Origin of the sequence: Kitasatospora sp. NPDC090308, from assembly GCF_044769485.1 — a bacterium.
GTDB lineage: Bacteria > Actinomycetota > Actinomycetes > Streptomycetales > Streptomycetaceae > Kitasatospora > Kitasatospora fiedleri.
This window is the reverse complement of the sequence record NZ_JBIVXY010000025.1, coordinates 20,527-40,895: the sequence shown is the minus strand read 5'-3', so window position 1 is coordinate 40,895 and position 20,369 is coordinate 20,527. Positions and strand designations below refer to the sequence as shown.

Here is a 20,369-nt window from a genome sequence, read left to right as displayed (position 1 = left end):
TCTCCATCGGGGTACTGCGGGCTGGTGAGGACGGTCCGGACCGGGGTGTCAGCGGGCCTCGGCCCGGAGCGTGTCCTGGAGCACGTCGGGGCCGTACAGGTCCGTCACCCACGTGTCCTGGTAGACGGTGTCCAGGTAGCGGTCGCCCAGGTCGGGCGCGATGGCGACGGCCGACTCGCCGCCGTCCAGCGGGTGTTCGGCCAGGAAGGCGACCGCCCCGCTCACCACCGTCCCGGTGGACCCGCCGAACAGGAAGCCGTGGCGGGCCAGCCGGCGGCAGGCCCGGATGGTGTCGGGCTCCGCCACCATCACCACGTCGTCCACCACGGACTCGTCGAGCAGCGCCGGCCGCACGCCGGTGCCGAGGCCCGGGATGTGCCGCGGCTCGGGCGGGCCGCCGAAGGTGACCGAGCCGACCGCGTCGACCGCCACGATCCGCACCGACGGCTTCTGTTCGCGCAGGTAGCGGGCGCAGCCCATCAGCGTGCCGGTGGTGCCCGCGCCGACGAACAGCACCCCGAGGTCGGGGAAGGCCTTGAGGATCTCCGGGCCGGTCAGCCGGTAGTGCGCCTGCCAGTTGTTCGGGTTGGCGTACTGGTTGAGCCAGAGGAAGCCCTCGTTGTCCGCGCAGAGCCGGCGCACGTGCCGGATCCGCGCCCCCAGCAGCCCGTCGACCCGGTCCGGCTTGGTGATGACGTGCACCTCGCTGCCGAACACCTCCATCAACTGGCGGGCGCCGAGGGTGCAGCGGGAGTCGGTGACGCAGATGAACCGGTAGCCGCGGCTGGCGGCGACCAGGCTCAGCGCCACGCCCAGGTTCCCCGAGGAGCTCTCCACCAGGGTCGACCCGGGCCGCAGCCGGCCCGACCGCTCGGCGGCGCTCACCATCGCGTGCGCGGCCTTGAGTTTGATGGAACCGGCGAAATTGAAGCCCTCGCACTTGAGCATCAGGCGTTGTCCGACGACCGTTTCGAGATTGACGAAAACGTCCTCGGCATTGAATTCGTACGGAGCGGAGATGACTTGAATGGGACACCGTCCACGTCGATATCGCCGGCGGGATGATTTTCGGGCCGGCTCGGTTACAGCGGTGGATGCCTTCGTCGGTCACGCGTCGTGGAATCCCTTGCAGCGCCTGACCTCACGATCATTTCAAACGGCGCTGACAGGCAGTTGACCAGGCGCTGACCGATTGCGGCTTGCTTGCTTGGCCATGGGGGCATTGCTAGCTTGTGGCCGGAGGGTTTCCGGCCCGGCGGCCGGGACTGACGGGGAGACACGGGGGACCGATCATGCGCCTGGTACTCGCGGAAGACCAGTTCCTGCTCCGTGAGGGCCTGTCCCGGCTGCTCGAACTGAACGGTTTCGACATCGTCGCCGCGGTCGGGTCGGGTCCGGAGCTGACCAGGGCGCTGGCCGAGCACGAGCCCGACGTCGCGCTGGTCGACATCCGGATGCCGCCCACCCACACCGACGAGGGGCTGCGCGCCGTCCTGGAGGGCCGCCGACTGCGGCCCGGACAGCCCTCGTTGCTCCTCTCCCAGTACGTCGACCAGCTCTACGCGCAGGAGTTGCTGGCCGACGGCGACGGCGGGGTCGGCTACCTGCTCAAGGACCGGGTCTTCAACAGCGACCAGTTCATCTCGGCCCTGCACCAGGTCGCCGCCGGCGGCACCGTGATGGACCCGAACGTCGTCTCCAGGATGCTCAGCCACAGCTCGCAGGACCAGCAGATCGCCCGGCTCACCGAGCGCGAGCGCGAGGTGCTCGGCTACATGGCCGAGGGCCGGTCCAACGCCGCCATCGCCGCGGCCCTGGTGATCACCGAGAAGGCCGTCGCCAAGCACATCAACAGCCTGCTCGCCAAGCTCGACCTGCCGCCGTCCAGGGACGACAACCGGCGGGTGATGGCCGTGCTCGCCTACCTCAACCGGGTCTGACCGGGCGGGGTGCGCGCCGCCGCCAGCGGGGCCGGCTCACCCGTCCGCCCGGCCCGACAGCAGGCCCTGGAACAGGTTCAGGTGCTGGATGTTGCGGGTGCCCTCCATGAACTCCACCCCGCGCGCGTCGCGCACCAGCTTGTCCAGCAGCGGGTGGGTGGCCCGGGCGGCGGGCGCCAGCAGTTCGCCGGCCTCCAGCGTCACCTCCTCGGCCAGCCGGCAGGCCCGGGCCTTCGCCGCCGAGGCGAGGTACCCGTCGCCGGTGGCGTCCACGGCGGCCGCGGCCCGGTGGACGAGGGCGCGGGTGGCCCCGATCCGCCGGCCGATCCGCTCGATCCGCTCCCGGGCGGTGCCCCGGGCCGCGGCCCGGTGCTCCAGCAGCAGGTCGTGCGCCGCGCCGGCGACGCCGAGCGCGAGGGCCGCCACCGAGGGCCGCAGCCGGTTGAAGACCTGGACGGAGGCCCAGATCCCGCGCCGGGTCGGCGACAGGTGCCGGCCCAGCACCCGCTCCGGGTCGACCCGCACCCGGTCCAGCGTGACGGCGCAGATCCGGGCGCCGCGGACGCCGAGCGAGTCGAGCGGTTCGGCCCGGTAGCCCGGGTCGCCGGTGTCCACCAGGACCGCCGTGACGCCGAGCGGACCCGGCCGGGTGCGGGCGAAGACCGCGGCGACCCGGGCCCGCGAGGCGTTGCCCACGTACCGCTTGGCGCCGGTCAGTTCGAGCGTGCCGTCCCCGGCCGGGCGCAGCGCGGTGTCCAGGGCCGAGGCGTCGGAGCCCCGGTCGGGTTCGGTCAGGGCGAAGCAGGTCCAGGTGGGCTCCGCGAGCACCCGCCCGTAGAACCACTCCCGCTGGGCCCGGTCGCCGAGCTGTTCGACCAGGACGCCGGACATCGAGGGGCCGGGCGCGGCCAGCGTCATGCCGATGTCGCCGCGGGCCAGTTCCTCCAGCACGACCGCGCGTTCCAGCGCGGTGGTGCCCTCGAACCGGTGCGGTCCGATCCGCAGCGGCGGCCGGCCGAACTCGGCGGGGACGCCGAAGGTGCTCATGAAGCGGACGCCGGGCAGGTCGAGGTGGTCCGCGATCCGGTCGGGGTCGCGGTCCAGGTCGAGCGCGGCCGCCGCGAACCCGGCGCCCCACTCGCGGGCCCGGTCGCGCAGCGCGGCCAGGCGGCCGTCCGGCGCGGTCACCGGTCCTCCTCCGCGGGCAGGTGGACGTCGGCCAGCAGCTCCGAGACGTGCGCGGTGGCGCCGGGCCCGTCGGCCAGGTAGCCGTGGGCGCCCAGCAGCCGCAGCAGGGCCCGGCCGGTGTCGGTGAGCTGGCGGTGCAGGTCCCGCAGCGCGGGGCCGGTCAGGTCCGGCGGCGCGGTGGCGTCCAGCAGCGCGGCGAGCTCCAGCTGGTGCCCGAGCGCCTCGGCCAGCTGGCCCTTGACCAGCTGCTGCATCAGGACGGTGCTCCCGCCGCTGGCCCGTCCGGCCAGGTGCGCCAGGCAGGCGTCGCGCAGGCCCTGGACCAGGCCGAGCCGCAGCCGCAGCAGCGCCGTCCGGTCGACGGCCGCCCCGGCGCGGGCCGCCCGCGGGTCGTGGACCAGGACGACCGCGCCGCCGGGCAGCGGGTGGCGGCGCACCGGGTCCGGGCCGGCGGCCGGCTCGGGCAGCAGCGTGTGGCCGGTCGGCCCGAACGGCGGGGTGTCGCCGTGCGCCTCCAGCAGCAGGCGCAGCGCGGGGAGCAGCCCCTCGGTCCGCGCGACCCGCTGGAGTTCCGGCGCCAAAGCCGGTGCCGGGGCCGGGGCCGGGGCCGGGGCCTGCGCCGCCAGTCCGGGGGCCTGCGCCGCCGGGGCGTGCGCCGCCGCGGTCACGGTGCCGGGGCGGGGTCGACGCGGCACACCGACAGGTCGCCCAGGGCGGGGTCGTACTCGGCCAGCAGGACGGGCACCCCGGTGGGCAGCCCCTCGGCGAGCAGGCTCAGCGGGGCGGTGCACGGGTAGCCGGCCGCCGCCCGCCGGGCGACGGGTCGGCCGGGGTCGGGTTCGGGGCCCGCGTCGGGGCCGGCGTCGAGGCCGGGTCCGGCCAGCAGCGCCGCGGTGCCCCGCGGGTCCAGTTCGGCGGCCAGCTCGCGCAGCGCCCGGCCGGCCTGCCGCGGGTCCAGTCCGCAGACCTGGCGCACCTGGTAGCCGTCCGGCCGACCGGCGTCGACGGCCTCCAGGACCAGGGCCGCCGCGCTGTCGCCGGCCAGGCGCAGCGGTCCGTCGGCCGGGACCCGGTAGGGCAGCACCGTCTGGTCGAAGGCCAGCACCAGGGCCCGCCGGAAGCCGTGCCGGTGGGCGTAGCTCTGGGCCAGCGCGAGGGCGCTGAACGGCGCGGAGCGGCCCTGGTCGGTGACCGCGAGCAGCAGCGGGCGGCCGGGGAGCCGTTCGGCGAGGGTGGGCGCGGTCAGGGTGGTGGGCAGCAGGTCCGGGGTGGCGTAGGCCAGGACCATCAGGTCGGTCGCGGGCTGGGGGCCGAGCCGGTCGAGCAGGTCGGCGCCCATGTCCTGGAACCGGTTGCCGGTGGCGCCTTCGAGCACCGCCCGGTCCAGCGCGAGGCCGGCGTGGCCGGTGTGGTCGAGGAGGTAGCCCCGGTCGACGGGGTTGTCGAGCCGGGCGGTGCCGGTCGGGAAGAACCGGTGCGCCGCCGCGGTCACCGCGAGGCCCGGGTGCCGGGCCGGGCCGCGCGCGGCGGCACCGGCCCGCTCCGGTGCTGAGACGGACATCCTCAGGCGTCCAGCTCGGCGGTGATGAAGTCGGCCAGCGACCGGACGGTGGCGAAGTGGCTCATCTCCAGCTCGTCGGTGTCGAACTCCCCGTCCAGCAGCTCCTCCAGGCGCAGCAGCAGGTCGAGCACGCCGGTGGAGTCCAGGCCCAGGGTGTCGAAGAGCTTGGTGTCGGGTGCCAGGTCGCCCAGGTCGCGCTGGAGCACGGCGCCGAGCGCCTCGGTGATGGCGGCGACCACCCTGGTGCGGTCGGTGGTCTCGATGGTGTCGGTCATGTGGATCGCGCCCTTTCGTGGCGTGGTGGCGTGGTGGCGTGGTGGCGTCGCGGTGGGGTGCCTCGGTGGTGCGGTGCCGTCGCGGCGGAGTGCCGTCGCGGTGCGGTGGCCCGGGCCGCCGGGTCGCGGGTCAGTCCTGCTCGACCAGGCGCTGCTTGCGCAGCAGGTCCTCGGTGCTGTCGGCCTCGCGCACCAGGTGGGCCCGGCCGTCCTGGACGAGCACCTCGGCGGGGTGGCCGTGGCTGAGGAAGAGCACCGGCGAGGCGCTCGGCCCGTAGGCCCCGGAGCGCTCCACCCCGAGCAGGTCGCCGGCCCGCAGGTGCGGCAGGCGGACCTTCTTGCCCAGGGTGTCGTTGGGGGTGCAGAGCGGGCCGGTGACGTTCCAGACCTCGTCGGCCGGCTCGTCGTAGCGGTTGAGCAGCCGGATCGGGAAGTTGCGCTTGACGAAGGAGCCGATGCCGACGGCGGCCATGTGGTGGTTGGTGCCGCCGTCCGCGACCGCGAAGTTCTCGCCCATCGAGGTCTTCGTGTAGCGGACCCGGACCACGTACGTGCCGCTCTCCGCGGTCAGGTAGCGCCCGAGTTCCATGATCATCCGGGTCCGGGGGTGCGCCTCGGCGAACTCCGCCAGCACCGGGTTGACCTCGCGGGCCAGCAGGGCCAGGTCCAGGTCCCGCTCGCCCTCGAAGTAGGAGACGCCGAGGCCGCCGCCGATGTCGACCATGTCGAGTGCGAACTCGTGGTGCGCGGCGATCCGCCGGGCCAGTTCCAGGATGCGGACGGTGTTCTGCACCACCGCGTCCTCGTTCAGGATCCGGGTGCCCATGTAGACCTGGACGCCCATCAGCCGCACGTGCTCGTACTGCTTGCCGAGCGGGGCGCCCTCCAGCAGCCGGGCCTCGTCGATGCCGAACTGGCGCGGCTTGCCGCCCATGGTCAGGCCGGAGCCCTTGACCGCGAAGCTCGGGTTGACCCGCAGGGCCACCGGGGCGACCAGGCCGAGCCCGGCGGCCAGTTCCTCGATCAGCTCCAGTTCGGGCAGCGACTCGCAGATGACCGCGTAGACGCCCTGGGTCAGGCACTCGGTCAGCTCGGCGCGGCTCTTGCCGGGCCCGAGGAAGACGATGTCCCGCGGCGCGACGCCGGCCCGGCGGGCGGTCAGCAGTTCGGCGAGCGAGGAGACCTCGGCCCGGGCGCCGTGGCGGTGCAGCAGCGCGCAGACCGCGATGTTGGGGTTGGACTTCATCGAGAAGAACACCTCCAACCGCGGGTGCAGCAGCGCGCGCAGGTCGGTGATCCGGCGCCGCAGCGCCTCGCCGTCGTACACGTACAGCGGGGTGCCGAACTCCTCGGCGAGGGCGGTGGCGTCCAGGCCCTGGACCTGGAATTCAGCGCTCATGCTGGTCCCTTTCGACTGCGGCCGGGGACGGGCCCTGGGGCCGGGCGGGGGTGGGGGCGGAGGCCGCGGCGCGGCCGAGCCGCTCGGTGACGGCGGCGTCCAGCGCGGCGAGCTCCTGCGCGGAGCCGCCCATCAGGAGGCCGTAGAGCCGGCCGTTGAACGGCGTGCCCGCGGCGGCGCCGGCGTTGACCGTGGCGAAGTTGTTGACCACCAGGCCGGTCCCGCCGGGTTCCCGGAGCAGCAGCCCGTCCAGCAGGTCGCGGACCGCGCCGAACGGCAGCGGCGCGGTGAGCGTCAGCGGGTAGTGGCGGGCCAGCGCGGTGCGGCCCGGGCCGAGCAGCTGCTCCTGGAGCCGGACCTGGTAGGTGGACATGTTGTTGCGCGCGTTGATCTCGATGACCGGGTAGAGGCCGCCGTCCGGGTCGGTCATCGCGTCCACGCCGACCACGCCGTGGAAGCCGTCGGCGGCGAGCCGGGAGCCGAGCAGTGCGGCGGCGCGGCCGAGTTCGGCGAGCTGTTCGGGGCGGAGGTCCGGCGGGAAGCGGTGGCCCAGGTGGACGCCGTTGGCGGTGATGGCCTCCTTGACGAAGTCCAGGTGGACCGAGCCGTCGCGGCCGATGGTGAACTGGTAGTTGAGGTCGGCGGCCTTGGCCACCCGCTCCTCGATCACGAAGGCGATCCGGTCGGTGCCGGCGGCCTTCGCGGCGTCGGCCACCATCCGCCGGGTGCGCTCCAGCCGCCGGGCGCTCTCGATCACCGAGATGCCCTTGCCGGAGACCCCGAGCGCCTCCTTGAACAGCAGCACGGCGCCCTCGTCCAGCAGCGCCGCGGCGGCGGCGACCGCCTCGTCCAGCTCGGCCGTCGTCGCGCAGGCCCAGCCGCGCGGCTGGCGCAGGCCCAGCTCGTCGGCGATCCGCCGGCTGTGGACCTTGCTGTTGACGGCCTTGCACAGGGCGGCGGGCGGGCCGGCGATCCCGATGCCCGCCTTGGCGGCCAGGTCCTCCTCCAGTTCGGAGACCCCGTGCGGGAGCAGCAGCGCGCCCTGTTCGCCGAGCCGGGCCAGCACGGCGAGCAGCCCGGGGTCGGCCAGCGCGTCCCGGGTGACGGTGTTGCCCGGCAGCTGGTCGGCCACCACGTGGACGGTGGGCAGGCGCAGGCCCAGTCCGCGCAGGTAGTGGAGGTACTCCCGGTCGGGGGCGGTCTTCAGCACCACGTGGTCGTCGGCGCCGCCGAGCAGCAGCGCGAACTCGTCCATCCGGTTGACCACCGCGGTGTTGCCGGCCGAGGTGAGCCGGGGCAGTCCGATCTCGCCGCGCGCCCACTGCTCCTCGACCTCGAAGTTGCCCAGGAACACCAGGGCGGTGCGGTCGTCCTCGGTCACCGCGGCCTTCAGCCGCTGGTTGAATCCCGGTTCGGTCATGCCCTGTCCTCCCGTCGCGTTCACGTTCAGTGCTCCACGACCATCGCGGCGAAGCTCGCGCCGACCCCGACCGAGACCATCAGGTAGCGGTCGCCGGGCCGGAGCCGGCCGAGGGCCTGGGCGCTGGCGTAGTTGATGAAGGGGTCCGCGCCGAAGCAGTGGCCGGTCTGCGGGATGTTGTCCAGGAAGATCCGGTCCACCTCGACGCCGAGGCGGTCGCTGAAGCGCACCCAGGCGATCCGGTTGACGTTGTGCGGCAGTACCAGGGCGATGTCGGCGACGGTCAGGCCGGCGTCGGCCAGCGCCTCGTCGATGACGCCCATCAGCATGTCGGGGTAGATGTCGCGGAAGGCGGCGAAGCCCTCGTCGGACATCACCAGGCCGGGGTCGCCCACCGAGACGGTGCGGGTGGCGAAGCCGAGCACCCGGTCGCGGGTGGCCGCGGCGGAGACCAGCACGGCCGCCGTGCCCTCGCCGGTGATGCCCATGCCGGCCAGCACCTGGGCCACCTGGGTGTACGCCTTCTCGCCGACCAGCACCAGGGCCAGCGCCTCCGGGTCGGGGTCCTCCGCCAGCAGCATGCCGGCCACGTCGACGGCCACCAGGCCGGAGGCGCAGGCCTGTTCGGTCAGGGCGAAGGTCTTCGCGTGCCGCAGTCCGGCCTCCCGGCGCACCTCGTGCAGCGGGCTGAGCGGGTACGGCGAGAGGAAGCGCTGGGTCCGCGGCCGGAGCACGTAGCGGACCTTGTCCTCCCGGCCGCGCAGCGCGGTCAGCTTGCCGACGGCGGCCAGCAGGCTCTCGGTCTCGCTCTCGGTCTCGTCCCAGCAGACCTCGGACAGGCCGAACCCCCGTCCGTAGCGCCGCAGTTCGGTGTCTGTCAGGCCCAGCGCCCGCTGGCGGTCCGCGATGGACACCTGGGTGGGCCAGTGGGTGGATACCTCGATCAGTGAGGTCACGGCTAGCCGGCTCCTCTCAGCCGCAGTCGACGGTTCGGCGTGGTGATCCGGGGCGGACACCGTCGTGGGTGCCGGGCGGTCGCCTGGACAGGCACCGGCCGGGTGCCGTGCCCCTGCACGGCTGGTCCCCCGGGCGGTACGCCCAGGGGGACGGGGATCAAGCTAGTGGACCGAATTGACAAACGACTGACCGAATACTGACCACGCGACGATCGAGGATGACCACTGTGCCGGCCGCCCACCGGACCGCCGGGACGAGCTAACGCACCCTCAACTCGCTTGCCTGCCAAGGAAGATGATCAGCTAAGCTGCGATGGCTCATCGGACGAGGCGGGCCGGAGCCGCTCGCCGGCGCACGCGCGCCCCCGACCCGGCCACCGCCCGGACGCCGCCACGGAGCACCCCACACCCCCTTCGAACCGAGGAACGCCATGTCCCAAGAGAGCCTGCTCTTCCTCAACCGACCGGCCGTGCTCGCCTGCCTGGAGAAGCTCGACCCGGTCGAGGTGGTGGCGGAGGTCCTGCGCGACCAGGCCGCCGGGCGGACCGAGATCCCCGCCGAGGGCTACCTGCCGTGGCACAACAGCAACGGCGCCTACAGCCGGGCCATCGCGATGCTGGGCGCCCTGCACCGCGAGGAGGGCTCGGTCTACGGCATGAAGCTGATCAACGCGGCCGTCGACAACCCGTCCCGGGGCATCGAGCGGGCCGGCGGCCTGAGCTTCGCCTTCGACCCGGAGACCGCCCGGCCCGGGCTGATCGCCGAGGCCGGCTACCTGAGCGCGATCCGGACGGCCGCGTACACCATGGTCAGCCTGCGCGAAATCGGCCCCGAGCGGTGGGACGGCCTCACCCTGCTCGGCACCGGCGCGCTGGCCCGGGCCCACCTGGACCTGCTGGTCCGCACCTTCCCCGAGGCCCGCCGGGTGACGGTGTTCGACCTGTCCGCCGAACGCTCGGCGCAGCTGGTCGCCTGGGCCGCCGAGCGGCACCCGGGGCTGGCCGTCACGGTGGCCGCCACCGCGGCCGGGGCGGTCGCCGCCTCCCCGGTCACCGTCACCCTGACCACCAGCGACGACCCGTACGTGCCGGCCTCCTGGATCCGGCCGGGCAGCTTCCTCGCGCACGTCTCGCTGGGCGACCTGACGGAGGAGGTCTTCCTCGGCGCCGAGGCCGTGTACGGGGACGACCTCGACCTGATCGAGGAGAACCCGCGCCGCATCCTCGGCCGGCTGCTCCAGGAGGGCAGGGTGACCCGGCCGGGCACCGCGTCCGCGCCCGGCACCGGCCCGGGGCGGCCGATCGACGGCACCCTGGGCCAGGTGCTGCTCGGGCGGGTCCCGGCCGTCCGGCCCGGCACCGGCTACGTGGTCAGCAACCCGTTCGGGATGTCCATCCTGGACGTCGGCATGATCGACGCCGTCCGGCGCACGGCCCTCGAACTCGGCGTCGGACAGCGGCTCGACCTGCTCTGACGGTACGCCGACACTCCAGCACCCCCGCGTGGCACTGCCTGACGGGGCATCAGGTAGCGTCCGCGGGGCGGGTGTTGGAGGTTTACCGGGGCCCTGGAATCGGCAAGGAATTCGACCGATCGTGTTAGGTTGATCCGGGCCGCATTGCCGACTGCGGTCGGCGCCGGCGGTCGGCCCACGCCTGCTCACCCAGGAAATACTCGGTACACGTCCGCCCCTCGGAAGGGCGCGGGCGATTCGGACGGACACGACGGGGGAAATCAATGATCAACCGCTTGGTCTTTTCTCCACCCGGGCGCCTGGGCCGCCCGGTCCCGCTACCGGGGCAATGTCACCTTCTGCCGTAGCGCTGCGCCACGAAAGCACGCTACGGGCGGGCCATTGGCCCGCCCGTCGGCCTTAGGCCGCATCCCACCGCACACCACCCCATTGACCGGTTGTAGGGATCAGCGCCGCCCAGTGGAGACAGGCCGGGCGACGCATGCGCAGACGTGTCCTTATGCGGTCAGAGCCTCGGAATCGGGTCGCAGAAAATGAGATATTACCACCCAGTAGAAAGCCGGTTCGACGCCAGGAACCGGGTATCCATCGAAATCCTCGGATCGCTGCGGGTGTCGATCGAGGACCGGCACGACAGCATCGGCGCGAACCGGGTGCGGACCCTGCTCGCGGTGCTGAGCTTCAGCCCCGGCGAGGTCGTCTCGATGGACGTCCTGATCGAGGAGCTCTTCTCCGACCAGGCCTCGAAGAACCCCAAGAACGCCCTGCAGGCGAACATGCGCCGGCTGCGCACCTCCCTGGAGGCGGTCACCGGCGTCCCCGGGAACCTGCTGGTGCCCACCTCCGCCAACGGGTACCTGCTCGACCTGCCCCCGGAGGCGGTCGACGCCCGAAGATTCGACGCGCTGGCCGCCCGCGGCGCCGCACTGCTGCGCGACCAGCCGTACGAGGCGGCGCAGCGGCTGGAGGAGGCGCTGCGGCTCTGGCGCGGACCGGCCCTGCTCGACGTCTCCGGCGGGCTGCGCTGCCACAGCCAGGTCAACCGGCTCAACAGCCGCCGGCTGGACGCCCTGGAGGACCTCTACGAGGCCCGCCTGAGCGTGGGCGCCGAGGGCAACGCGGTCAACGAGCTGGAACAGCTGGCCTGCGAGCACCCGGAACGGGAGCGGATGTCCGAGTTACTGATGCTCGCGCTCTACCGGGCCGGCCGCCAGGGCGAGGCGCTGGCGACGTTCCAGCGGGTCCGTTCCTGGTTGAACAACGAACTCGGACTGGAACCCCGGAAGAAGATGCGCGGTCTCCAGCAGGCCATCCTGGCCCAGGACCCGTCGATCGACGCCGGCCTGGTCTGGGCCGACGCGCGGTGACCGGCTGAGTTCCCCCCTTCCGTTCGGCGGGCCCCTCCGGCTGTTGCGGCAGCCGGAGTGCTCACGGCACGTCCAGCGGGCCGTCGAGGTCCCACTCGGCCAGTTCGATCCGCCCCGGGGTCTCGACGGCCAGGGCCGCCGCGTACCCGGGGCCGGGATGCAGGTCGGCCATCGCGATGGCCGGCGGGCCCGCGCCCCCGGCCCCGGGGACGCCGCTCCAGGACAGCAGCGCCGCGCGCTGCCCGGGCGCGGCCAGGGTGAGGCCGCGCAGCGGCACGGAGAGCCCGCGGCCGACCGCCTTGAGGACCGCCTCCTTCCTGGTCCAGTAGACGTGGTAGGCCGCCGGCCGGTCCTCCGGGCGGATCTCCCGGAAGTCCGCCAGCTCCCGTTCGGAGAGCACCCGGGGCGCCAGCCGGTCCACCTCGCGCGCGGCGACCCGCTCCACGTCCACCCCCGGCTCGGCGTGCTCGGTGACGGCCAGCACCACCCGCCCGCCGGAGTGCGACAGCGAGAACCGCGCGGCGGCGCCGGGCACCCGCGGTTTGCCGTGCGGGCCGCCGCAGTACCGGCACCGGCGGCTGAACGCCACCGCCCTCGGCGCCACCCCGGTGGCCCGGCCCAACGCGGTGCGGACCAGGGCCCGGGCGGTGGCGTACCGGGCCCGGTCCTCGCGCGCGGCCAACTGCCCGTACCGGGCCCGTTCCTCGTCGGACATCAGGGCGCGCACCCGGGCCCGGTCGACCACCGGCGACCAGAGCACCCGGCAGCTGACCGCGTTCGGCTGTGCCATCGCGCTACGCGGCCTGGTGGCCGGTGAGTTCCAGGAACACGTCGTCCAGCGAGGGGCGGCGCTGGGCGAGGCCGCTGACCTGGATGCCGGCCGCGTGCAGCGCGGCGGCGGCGGCCGAGACCCCGGCCAGCCCGTCGTTCAACTGCACGCCCAGCACGCCCCTGCGGTCGTCCCGGGTCAGCTCGCCGACCATCAGCGGGTTCAGCGCGGACAGCGCCGCCGGCAGGTCGGCCGGATCGGCCACGGTGACCTCCAGCCGCTCCTGGCCGACCTTGCGCTTGAGCTCGTCGGCGGTGCCCTCGGCGGCCACCACGCCCTTGTCGATCACCACGATCCGGTCGGCCAGCTCGTCGGCCTCCTCCAGGTACTGGGTGGTCAGCAGGACGGTCACGCCGTCGGCCACCAAGTCCCGCACCACGGACCACAGGACCAGCCGGCTGGACGGGTCGAGCCCGGTGGTCGGCTCGTCCAGGAAGATCACCTCGGGGCCGCCGACCAGGGTGCTCGCCAGGTCCAGCCGGCGCCGCATGCCGCCCGAGTAGGCCCGCAGCGGCTTGTCGCCGGTGTCCGCGAGGTCGAACCGCGCCAGCAGCTCGTCCGCCCTGGCCCGGGCCCCGGCCCGGCCCAGGTGCAGCAGCCGGCCGAGCAGGACCAGGTTCTCGCGGCCCGTCAACTCCTCGTCCACCGCGGCGTACTGGCCGGACAGGCCGATCCGGCGGCGCACCTCGCGCGGCGCGGCGGCGACGTCGAACCCGGCCACCGCGGCCCGGCCGCCGTCCGGTCCGAGCAGGGTGCTGAGGATGCGGACCGTCGTGGTCTTGCCCGCCCCGTTGGGGCCGAGCAGCCCGAGCACGGTGCCCGCCGGGACGTGCAGGTCGATCCCCTTGAGGACCTGCTGGTCCCGGTAGTTCTTGCGGAGGCCCTCCGCCTCGATCGCCGCCTGGGCCGCCACGGCTCAGGCCCCGCGCTCGATCAGGCTGAGCGGCCGCAGGTCGGTCCAGTTCTCGTCGACGAAGCGCACCGCCTCCTCCCGGGGCACCGAGCTGAGCGCCTCGCGCCAGCCCGCCGGGACCTCGGCGAAGGCGGGCCACAGGCTGTGCTGGTTCTCGCCGTTCACCAGTACGTGGAACGTGCCGTCGGGATCGTCGAAGGGGTTGCTCATCGAGGTTCCGTCCTGTCCGTCTTCCAGGGTCAACTCCGTTGACCACTATGCTCCATGGCTGCTGACGCGGAACTGACGAACGGCTGATCGCCGCCGTCCGCCGGGGCCGCGCCGGGACCGGGGCGGGGTCCTCGCGACCCCGCCCCCTCCGACGTCCGCCGGGCCGGTCAGACGTCCACCGGCTCCTGGTACGCCCCGTCGCTGCGCCGCGGCAGGTCCGCGGTGACCGCCCGGCCGGTGCGCGAGGGCCACCAGTTGGCCCGGCCCAGCAGGGTCATCGCGGCCGGCAGGACGAAGATCCGGATCACCGTGGCGTCCAGCACGATGGCCACCGCCAGCCCGACGCCGATCTGCTTCAGCTCGATGAAGGTCAGCGTCCCGAAGGTGGCGAACACCGCCACCATGACCGCGGCCGCGCCGGTCACCACGCCGGCGGTCCTGGTGATGCCGTCCAGCACCGCGTTGCGGGTGGTCATGCCGGCCACCACGCCCTCCCGGATCCGGCTGACCACGAAGACGTGGTAGTCCAGCGACAGGCCCGACAGGATCACGAAGAGCAGCACCGGCACCCAGGAGACCACGTGCCCGGTCGAGTGGTAGTCGAGCAGCCCGTCCGCCCAGGTGTGCTGGAAGACCAGGCACAGGAAGCCGAACGAGGCGGCGACCGAGAGCAGGTTGAGCACCACGGTGGTCAGCGCCACCACCACCGAGCGGAACGCCAGCACGATGATCAGGAAGGTCAGGGCGAACACCACGCCCATCACCATCGGCAGCCGGTCCTTCAGGTTGGCGGTGTAGTCCATGTCGTCCGCCTGGTCGCCGCCGACCGCGTACTCCACGCCCGGCAGGTCCTTCAGCGCCGCCGGCACCAGCACGTCCCGCAGCCGGTCGACCGAGTCCCGGGCCGGGGAGGTGCCCGGCGGCGTCGGCGTGCCCGCCTCCAGGACGGCGCCGCGCCCGTCCGCCGAGACCCGGACCGTCGGCGGGATGTCCCTGGCGAACAGCGGCTCCCGCCCGAGCTGTTCGGCCAGCTGCTCCAGCCGCCCGCGGACCGCCTCCTGCTGCCCGGCCGGCGCCTTCACCGCCACCACGTCGGTGTTGGCGTTCGAGGGGAACTCGGCGAGCAGCCGGTCGTAGCTCTGCATCGTGGCCAGGGTGCGCGGGTAGTCCGCGATCTGGGTGGCCTTCAGGTCCATCCCCAGCGCGGGCAGCGCCAGCGCCACCAGCGCGCCGACCGCGAGCACCAGCGAGACCAGCGGGTGCCTGGTGGCCGGGCGCAGCAGGAAGTTCCAGGCCCGCGGGTTGCTCCGGCTCCGGGTGAGGCGCCACACCAGCGGGATCCGCGGCCGGTCGACCGCCCGGCCCAGCTTGACCAGCAGGGCCGGCAGCACGGTGACCGCCGAGAGCATCGCCACCGCGACCACGATGATCGCGCCGGTGGCCATCGAGGCCAGCATCAGGTCGCCGGCCAGGTAGAGCCCGGCCATCGAGACCAGCACCGCGACGCCGGAGACCACCACCGAGTGGCCGGAGGTCGCCGCGGCGATCTCCACCGCCGAGGTCGCGCCGTAGCCCTTGGCCGTCTCCTCGCGGAAGCGGCGCAGGTAGAAGAGGCAGTAGTCGACGCCGACCGCCAGGCCCATCAGCACGATGACGTCCGTCACCGTGCCGGGGTCGGGCACCACCTGGGAGGCCAGCGCCCACAGGCCCAGGGTGGAGGCCACCGCGGTCAGGCCCAGCAGCACCGGCACGCCGGCCATCACCACGGCGCCGAAGATCAGCGCCAGGATGACCAGGGTGACCGGCACGCTGATGGTGGTCGCCTTCTGCAGGTCCTTGCCGAGCCAGTCCTGGAAGTCGCTCTTGATCGAGGCTTCGCCGACCTCCTCGACCCGCAGGTCGGGGTGCGCCTGCTGGACCGCCCGGGTGGCCGCCAGCAGCGGCGCGACCCGGTCGTTCGCGGTGTCGGGGTCGCCCTCGACGGCGACCTGCAGCAGCAGGACCCGCTGGTCGGCCGAGGGGATCGGGTCGGACACCGAGGCGACCCCGGCGAGCGCGCCGAGCTGCTGCTTGAGCTCGGCGGCGGCCGCGGCGGACGCGTCGTCCAGCCGGCCGTCGAGCGGGCCGACCAGCACGTTCTCGGTGGCCGGGCCGCGCAGGCCGTTCTCGTTGACGATCCGGTCGGCCGTGGCCGCCTGCCCGACCAGGAGTTCCTGGTTGGTGGCCTCCCGGCCCTTCACCACCGTGCCGATGGAGAAGGCGACCACGGTCAGCAGCAGCCAGACCAGGACGGCCCACCACGGATGGTTGGCGCTCCACCGGCCCATCCGCGAGGCGAAGTGGCGTTTCTTGCCCGTCATGTCGATCGGTCCTTCGGTCAGGAGCGGAAGAGGAGTCGTGTCTTCGGCGGGCGGGGACCGCCCGGCGGGCCGGGGGGAACGGGTGCGGGCCGCTTCCGGGCATGCCGGGGGAAGGGCCGTCGGGCACGCCGGAGGAGGAGCCGCCGGGCATGCCGGAGGAGGAGCTGTCGGGCATGCCGGAGGAGGGGCCGTCGCGGGGCCCTGCGGCCGGGGAGGGGCGCCGCCGGCCCGCGGCGCCCCCGTGTGGCCGGTGGCGGGGGCTAGTCGCCCTGGGTGGTGCCGGTGTCGGGCAGCAGGTCGCAGCCGATGGAGAAGGCCGCCATGGTCGGGCCGCCGGCGGGGCTGTTGATCGCGAGCAGGCCGTCGAAGGCGGCCAGCCGCCGCTCGACCCCGCGCAGCCCGCTGCCGCGGCCGGCGTCGGCCCCGCCGACGCCGTTGTCGTGCACGGAGACCCGCAGTTCGCGGTCGACGTAGTGGATGTCGACCGTCACCTCGGTGGCCTTGCCGTGCTTGGTCACGTTGTTGAGCAGCTCGGCGATCGCGAAGTAGGCCGCCGACTCCACCGGGGCGGGCAGCCGGCCCGGCACCGAGCCGGTCAGCTGGACCCGCTGCGGCAGTTCCAGCGTCAGCGTGCGGACGGCGTCCACCAGGCCGCGGTCGGCCAGCAGCGGCGGGTGCACGCCGTGCACCAGGTCGCGCAGTTCGTTGAGCGCCTTGGCCGAGTTGTCCTTGGCCTCGGCGAGCAGCGCGCGCACCGCCGCCGGGTTCTGCTCGATCAGCGACTCGGCGGCCGACAGCGTCAGCCCGAGGGCGACCAGCCGGACCTGGGCGCCGTCGTGCAGGTCCCGCTCGATCCGGCGCAGCTCGTTGGCCTGCATGTCCATCGCGTCCGAGCGGGAGTTGGCCAGGTGCTCGACCCGGTTGGTCAGGTCGGCCCGGGTGGAGCCCAGGACCAGCCGCACCCAGCGGCCGTGCAGCCCGAGCATCAGCCTCGGCAGCAGCAGCACGCCCACGGCGAGCTCCACCGCGCCCAGGACGGCGGCCAGGATCGCGGTGCCCTGGCTCCGGACCGGGACGAAGGTGAACCAGATGCCGTCCCAGGACTCGCTCAGGCCCTTCCACGCGAACGGCAGCGCCAGGCCCCAGAGGCCGCCCAGGATCGCGACGGCCGGCAGCAGCGCCAGCACCGGACCGACCACCGGGTTGACCAGCGTCCAGAGCAGGTCCCGCCAGGTCGCGCGCTCACCGAGCATCCGGTGGGCCCGCCGCAGGCGGGTCCGGGCCGGGCCGTCGGCGGGCTCCGGCGGGTAGGCCGCGTCCACCCGGACGCCGGACCAGCGCAGCGCCAGCCGGCGCTGCAGGCGGGCGTCCGCCCGGATCGCGTCCAGCGCGCCGGGCAGCAGCAGCAGGCCGACGCCGACGAAGCTGAGGCACACCACGAGGCAGAACCAGAGCAGCAGCAGCGCCTCCCCGAGGGCGATCCCGGTCAGGGACACCCCGCGGAGCACCAGCGCGGCCGCTCCGCCGAGCTCCGGTCGGGTCTTCTCCGTTCCTTCCACACGTGCACTCATGTCCTGGCCCCATTTCGCCTTCACCGAATCACTGTGCTTCCAGCATGACGGCCCGTCAGGCGGATTTCGGGGGTGCTAGTACCCCTCTTGCCCGGGGTACCACCACCCCCGGCGGGGGTACGGCACGGTGCCCCGGACGCCTGGGCGTCCGGGGCACCGTGCCGTGCTCGCGGGGAGGCCGGGTGAGAGCCGGCGGGGTCAGTTGAAGGTGTCCGGGTCCGGTCCGGTGCGCAGGCCCCGGTCGGTGGCCGCGATCGCCGCCAGGTCGTCCTCGGTGAGGGCGAAGTCGAAGACGTCCAGGTTCTGCCGGATCCGGGCCGGGGTGACCGACTTGGGGATCACCAGGTTGCCGAGCTGCAGGTGCCAGCGCAGCACCACCTGGGCGGGGGACTTGCCGGTGCGCCCGGCGATCGCGGTGATCGCCGGGTCGTCCAGCACGGCGCCCTGGGCGAGCGGGCTCCACGCCTCGGTGGCGATGCCGTGCGCGGCGTGGAAGGCGCGCAGTTCGGCCTGCTGGAGGCCGGGGTGCAGCTCCACCTGGTTGACGGCCGGGACGGGGCCGCCGGACTCGATCAGCCGGGTCAGGTGCGCGGGCTGGAAGTTGGAGACGCCGGCGGCGCGGATCCGGCCCGCGGCGGCGAGCTCCCCGATCGCCCGCCAGGAGTCGGTGTACCGGTCCCGGGCCGGGGTGGGCCAGTGGATCAGGTACAGGTCGACGTACTCCAGGCCGAGCCGGTCGAGGCTGGCGTCGAAGGCCCGCAGCGTCTCGTCGTGGCCCTGGTCGGCGTTCCACAGCTTGGTGGTGACGAACAGCTCCTCGCGCGGCAGCCCGGACGCGGCCAGCGCCTTCCCGACGCCGTGCTCGTTGCCGTAGACCGCGGCGGTGTCGATGCTGCGGTAGCCGGCCTCCAGGGCGGCGGCGACGGCCGCGGTGGTCTCCTCGTCCGGGACCTGGAAGACGCCGAAGCCGAGCTGCGGCATCTCGACGCCGTTGTTGAGGGTCACGTGGGGGACGGTGGTGCTCATGTTCCTTCTCCAGTCGGGGAGTTCGAGGGTTCTCAGTGGTTCAGGACCGGAACGCGGGCGGTGGCGGGGGCCGGTGCGCGGCGCTCCAGCACCGCCGAGGCCACGGCCAGCAGCAGCGCGGAGCCGGCCAGCAGCGCGCCCACCCAGTTCGGGGCGGTGTAGCCGAACCCGGCGGTGATCACCGCCCCGCCGAGCCAGGCGGCCAGCGCGTTGCCCAGGTTGAATGCTCCGATGTTGACGGCCGAGGCCAGCGTCGGCGCGCCGTGCGCCTGGTCCAGGACCCGCTTCTGCAGCGGCGGCACGGTGGCGAAGCCCAGCGCGCCGATCAGCAGCAGGGTGACGGCGGCGGTGACCCGGTGGTGCGCGGTGACGGTGAACAGGGCGAGCACGACGGTCAGGGCGCCCAGGGTGGTGAACAGCATCGGCATCAGCCGGCGGTCGGCGAACCGCCCGCCCAGCAGGTTGCCCAGGAACATGCCGACCCCGAGCAGCACCAGCAGCCAGGTCACCCCGCCCTCGGAGAACCCGGCGACCTCGGTCATCATCGGCTTGACGTAGGTGATCGCGGCGAACACCCCGCCGAAGCCGAGCACCGTCATGCCCATCGCCAGCACCACCTGGACGTTCCTGAACGCCGCCAGCTCCCGCCGCAGGTGCGCCCCCTCGGGCCGGGGCAGCTCGGGCACCAGCCGGGCGATGCCGAGCAGCCCGACCACGCCGAGCACGGCGACGGCGGCGAAGGTGGCCCGCCAGCCGACCTGCTGGCCGACGAAGGTGCCCAGCGGCACGCCGACCACGTTGGCCACCGTCAGCCCGGTGAACATGGTCGCGATCGCCCCGGCCTTGCGCTCCGGCGCGACCAGCTCGGCGGCGACCACCGACCCGATCCCGAAGAACGCGCCGTGCGCGAGCGAGGCGACGATCCGCCCGGCGAGCATCGCCCCGAACCCGGGCGCCAGCGCGGACAGCAGGTTGCCCGCGGTGAACAGCACCATCAGCAGCATCAGCATCCGCTTGCGGCTGATCCGGGTCCCGAGCACGGTCATCAACGGAGCCCCGACCACCACGCCGAACGCGTAGCCGGTGACCAGCAGACCGGCGGTCGGGATGCCCACCCCGAAGTCGGCCGCGACCTCGGGCAGCAGCCCCATGATCACGAACTCGGTGGTGCCGATCCCGAACGCCCCGATGGCCAGGGCGAGAAGCGCGAGGGGCATGACGCGAACCTCCATACAATTGCCAGTGCGCCTTACGAGCTTCGACAATAATTGCACACGCACACACTTGCAAGCGCAACGAACTCCCGAGCGCGGCCCCGCCCCGACGCCCCCACCCCGGAGACCCCCGCCACCCACCCCGGGAACGCCGCAGGCCCGCCCCGACCCCGCGAAGCCGCCTGCGGCGAGCCCACAGCGACACCACGGACACCCGCTGACAGAAACCCACCCGCACCCATCGAGCCCCCCAGCACGCACGACAAGGCTCACCCCGGGCAACCGGGCGGCGAAGAACCACCCGTACTTGCCCAGCACCTGCCCCAAAGCCCTCCGCCCCCGCGAAGCCACCTGCGACCGAGCCCACAGCGGCACCCGCCGACAGAAACCGCCCGCACCCACCCGAGAGACCACCGCCCACCCCCGAAGCACCGGGCCCCTCCCCCTCGACGCCCATGGCGAGACCCACTCCCGACAGCACACGCATCCAGCGGCAGCAACCGCCCGCACTTGCCCCCGCACCCGCCAAGCCCACTCCTGACACCCCGGGCAACTGGGCGGCGGAGACCGCCCGTACTTGCCCAGCACCTGCCCCAAAGCCCTCCGCCCCCGCGAAGCCACCTGCGACCGAGCCCACAGCGGCACCCGCCGACAGAAACCGCCCG

The 20,369-nt window shown here is 73.7% G+C and carries 18 protein-coding genes; 3 read left to right on the top strand and 15 right to left on the bottom strand.

Annotated features, from left to right (window positions below; genetic code table 11):
- Nucleotides 1–48 precede the first annotated feature (48 nt).
- On the bottom strand, nucleotides 49–1,029 hold the full coding sequence (gene sbnA, locus ACIQVD_RS32815) for a 2,3-diaminopropionate biosynthesis protein SbnA (RefSeq protein WP_100838049.1): 981 nt from the start codon (nucleotides 1,027–1,029) through the stop codon (nucleotides 49–51).
- 263 nt (nucleotides 1,030–1,292) lie between these two features.
- Between sbnA and ACIQVD_RS32810 the strand changes: the two genes are divergently transcribed.
- Nucleotides 1,293–1,940, top strand: a complete 648-nt coding sequence (locus ACIQVD_RS32810; RefSeq protein WP_100838048.1) for a response regulator transcription factor — start codon at nucleotides 1,293–1,295, stop codon at nucleotides 1,938–1,940.
- A gap of 36 nt (nucleotides 1,941–1,976) precedes the next feature.
- Here the strand turns inward: ACIQVD_RS32810 and ACIQVD_RS32805 are convergent, their stop codons facing one another.
- The 7 genes from ACIQVD_RS32805 to ACIQVD_RS32775 all read right to left on the bottom strand — a co-directional run bounded on the left by ACIQVD_RS32805 (nucleotide 1,977) and on the right by ACIQVD_RS32775 (nucleotide 8,739).
- Nucleotides 1,977–3,128 (bottom strand): acyl-CoA dehydrogenase family protein, encoded by a 1,152-nt coding sequence (locus ACIQVD_RS32805; RefSeq protein ID WP_402292576.1) that lies wholly within the window; start codon nucleotides 3,126–3,128, stop codon nucleotides 1,977–1,979.
- Nucleotides 3,125–3,823 (bottom strand): hypothetical protein, encoded by a 699-nt coding sequence (locus ACIQVD_RS32800; protein WP_402292575.1) that lies wholly within the window; start codon nucleotides 3,821–3,823, stop codon nucleotides 3,125–3,127. Before ACIQVD_RS32800 ends, ACIQVD_RS32805 begins: the two co-directional genes overlap by 4 nt.
- Entirely contained in the window at nucleotides 3,793–4,689 is an 897-nt protein-coding gene (locus ACIQVD_RS32795; protein WP_402292574.1) for a hypothetical protein, read from the bottom strand. Before ACIQVD_RS32795 ends, ACIQVD_RS32800 begins: the two co-directional genes overlap by 31 nt.
- Before the next feature lie 2 nt (nucleotides 4,690–4,691).
- The gene (locus ACIQVD_RS32790) at nucleotides 4,692–4,964 is read right to left on the bottom strand and encodes a phosphopantetheine-binding protein (protein WP_100838045.1); all 273 of its coding nucleotides are present in this window, start codon (nucleotides 4,962–4,964) and stop codon (nucleotides 4,692–4,694) included.
- A gap of 130 nt (nucleotides 4,965–5,094) precedes the next feature.
- Nucleotides 5,095–6,363, bottom strand: a complete 1,269-nt coding sequence (gene lysA, locus ACIQVD_RS32785) for a diaminopimelate decarboxylase (RefSeq protein WP_402292573.1) — start codon at nucleotides 6,361–6,363, stop codon at nucleotides 5,095–5,097.
- The gene (locus tag ACIQVD_RS32780; RefSeq protein ID WP_402292571.1) at nucleotides 6,353–7,783 is read right to left on the bottom strand and encodes a hypothetical protein; all 1,431 of its coding nucleotides are present in this window, start codon (nucleotides 7,781–7,783) and stop codon (nucleotides 6,353–6,355) included. Before ACIQVD_RS32780 ends, lysA begins: the two co-directional genes overlap by 11 nt.
- Before the next feature lie 26 nt (nucleotides 7,784–7,809).
- Entirely contained in the window at nucleotides 7,810–8,739 is a 930-nt protein-coding gene (locus ACIQVD_RS32775) for a 3-oxoacyl-[acyl-carrier-protein] synthase III C-terminal domain-containing protein (protein WP_400692589.1), read from the bottom strand.
- 431 nt (nucleotides 8,740–9,170) lie between these two features.
- On the opposite strand from ACIQVD_RS32775, the gene ACIQVD_RS32770 reads away from it, so the two are divergent.
- Both ACIQVD_RS32770 and ACIQVD_RS32765 read left to right on the top strand, forming a co-directional pair.
- On the top strand, nucleotides 9,171–10,214 hold the full coding sequence (locus ACIQVD_RS32770) for a hypothetical protein (protein ID WP_402292570.1): 1,044 nt from the start codon (nucleotides 9,171–9,173) through the stop codon (nucleotides 10,212–10,214).
- Between the two features lie 611 nt (nucleotides 10,215–10,825).
- Nucleotides 10,826–11,581, top strand: coding sequence for a BTAD domain-containing putative transcriptional regulator (locus tag ACIQVD_RS32765; protein WP_402292569.1), 756 nt, complete (start codon nucleotides 10,826–10,828; stop codon nucleotides 11,579–11,581).
- 61 nt (nucleotides 11,582–11,642) lie between these two features.
- On the opposite strand, the gene ACIQVD_RS32760 is transcribed toward ACIQVD_RS32765, so the two are convergent.
- The 7 genes from ACIQVD_RS32760 to ACIQVD_RS32730 form a co-directional block, all read right to left on the bottom strand.
- Entirely contained in the window at nucleotides 11,643–12,371 is a 729-nt protein-coding gene (locus ACIQVD_RS32760) for a 4'-phosphopantetheinyl transferase family protein (RefSeq protein ID WP_400692581.1), read from the bottom strand.
- Between the two features lie 4 nt (nucleotides 12,372–12,375).
- Entirely contained in the window at nucleotides 12,376–13,323 is a 948-nt protein-coding gene (locus tag ACIQVD_RS32755) for an ATP-binding cassette domain-containing protein (protein ID WP_400692578.1), read from the bottom strand.
- A gap of 3 nt (nucleotides 13,324–13,326) precedes the next feature.
- On the bottom strand, nucleotides 13,327–13,533 hold the full coding sequence (locus tag ACIQVD_RS32750) for an MbtH family protein (protein WP_100838039.1): 207 nt from the start codon (nucleotides 13,531–13,533) through the stop codon (nucleotides 13,327–13,329).
- Between the two features lie 167 nt (nucleotides 13,534–13,700).
- Entirely contained in the window at nucleotides 13,701–15,893 is a 2,193-nt protein-coding gene (locus tag ACIQVD_RS32745; protein WP_402292568.1) for an MMPL family transporter, read from the bottom strand.
- Between the two features lie 260 nt (nucleotides 15,894–16,153).
- Nucleotides 16,154–17,464, bottom strand: coding sequence for a sensor histidine kinase (locus tag ACIQVD_RS32740; protein WP_400692572.1), 1,311 nt, complete (start codon nucleotides 17,462–17,464; stop codon nucleotides 16,154–16,156).
- 198 nt (nucleotides 17,465–17,662) lie between these two features.
- Entirely contained in the window at nucleotides 17,663–18,490 is an 828-nt protein-coding gene (locus tag ACIQVD_RS32735) for an aldo/keto reductase (RefSeq protein ID WP_400692569.1), read from the bottom strand.
- A 32-nt stretch (nucleotides 18,491–18,522) separates the two neighbouring features.
- Nucleotides 18,523–19,707: an MFS transporter gene (locus tag ACIQVD_RS32730; protein WP_400692567.1), complete on the bottom strand. Its 1,185-nt coding sequence runs from the start codon at nucleotides 19,705–19,707 to the stop codon at nucleotides 18,523–18,525.
- Nucleotides 19,708–20,369: the final 662 nt, after the last annotated feature.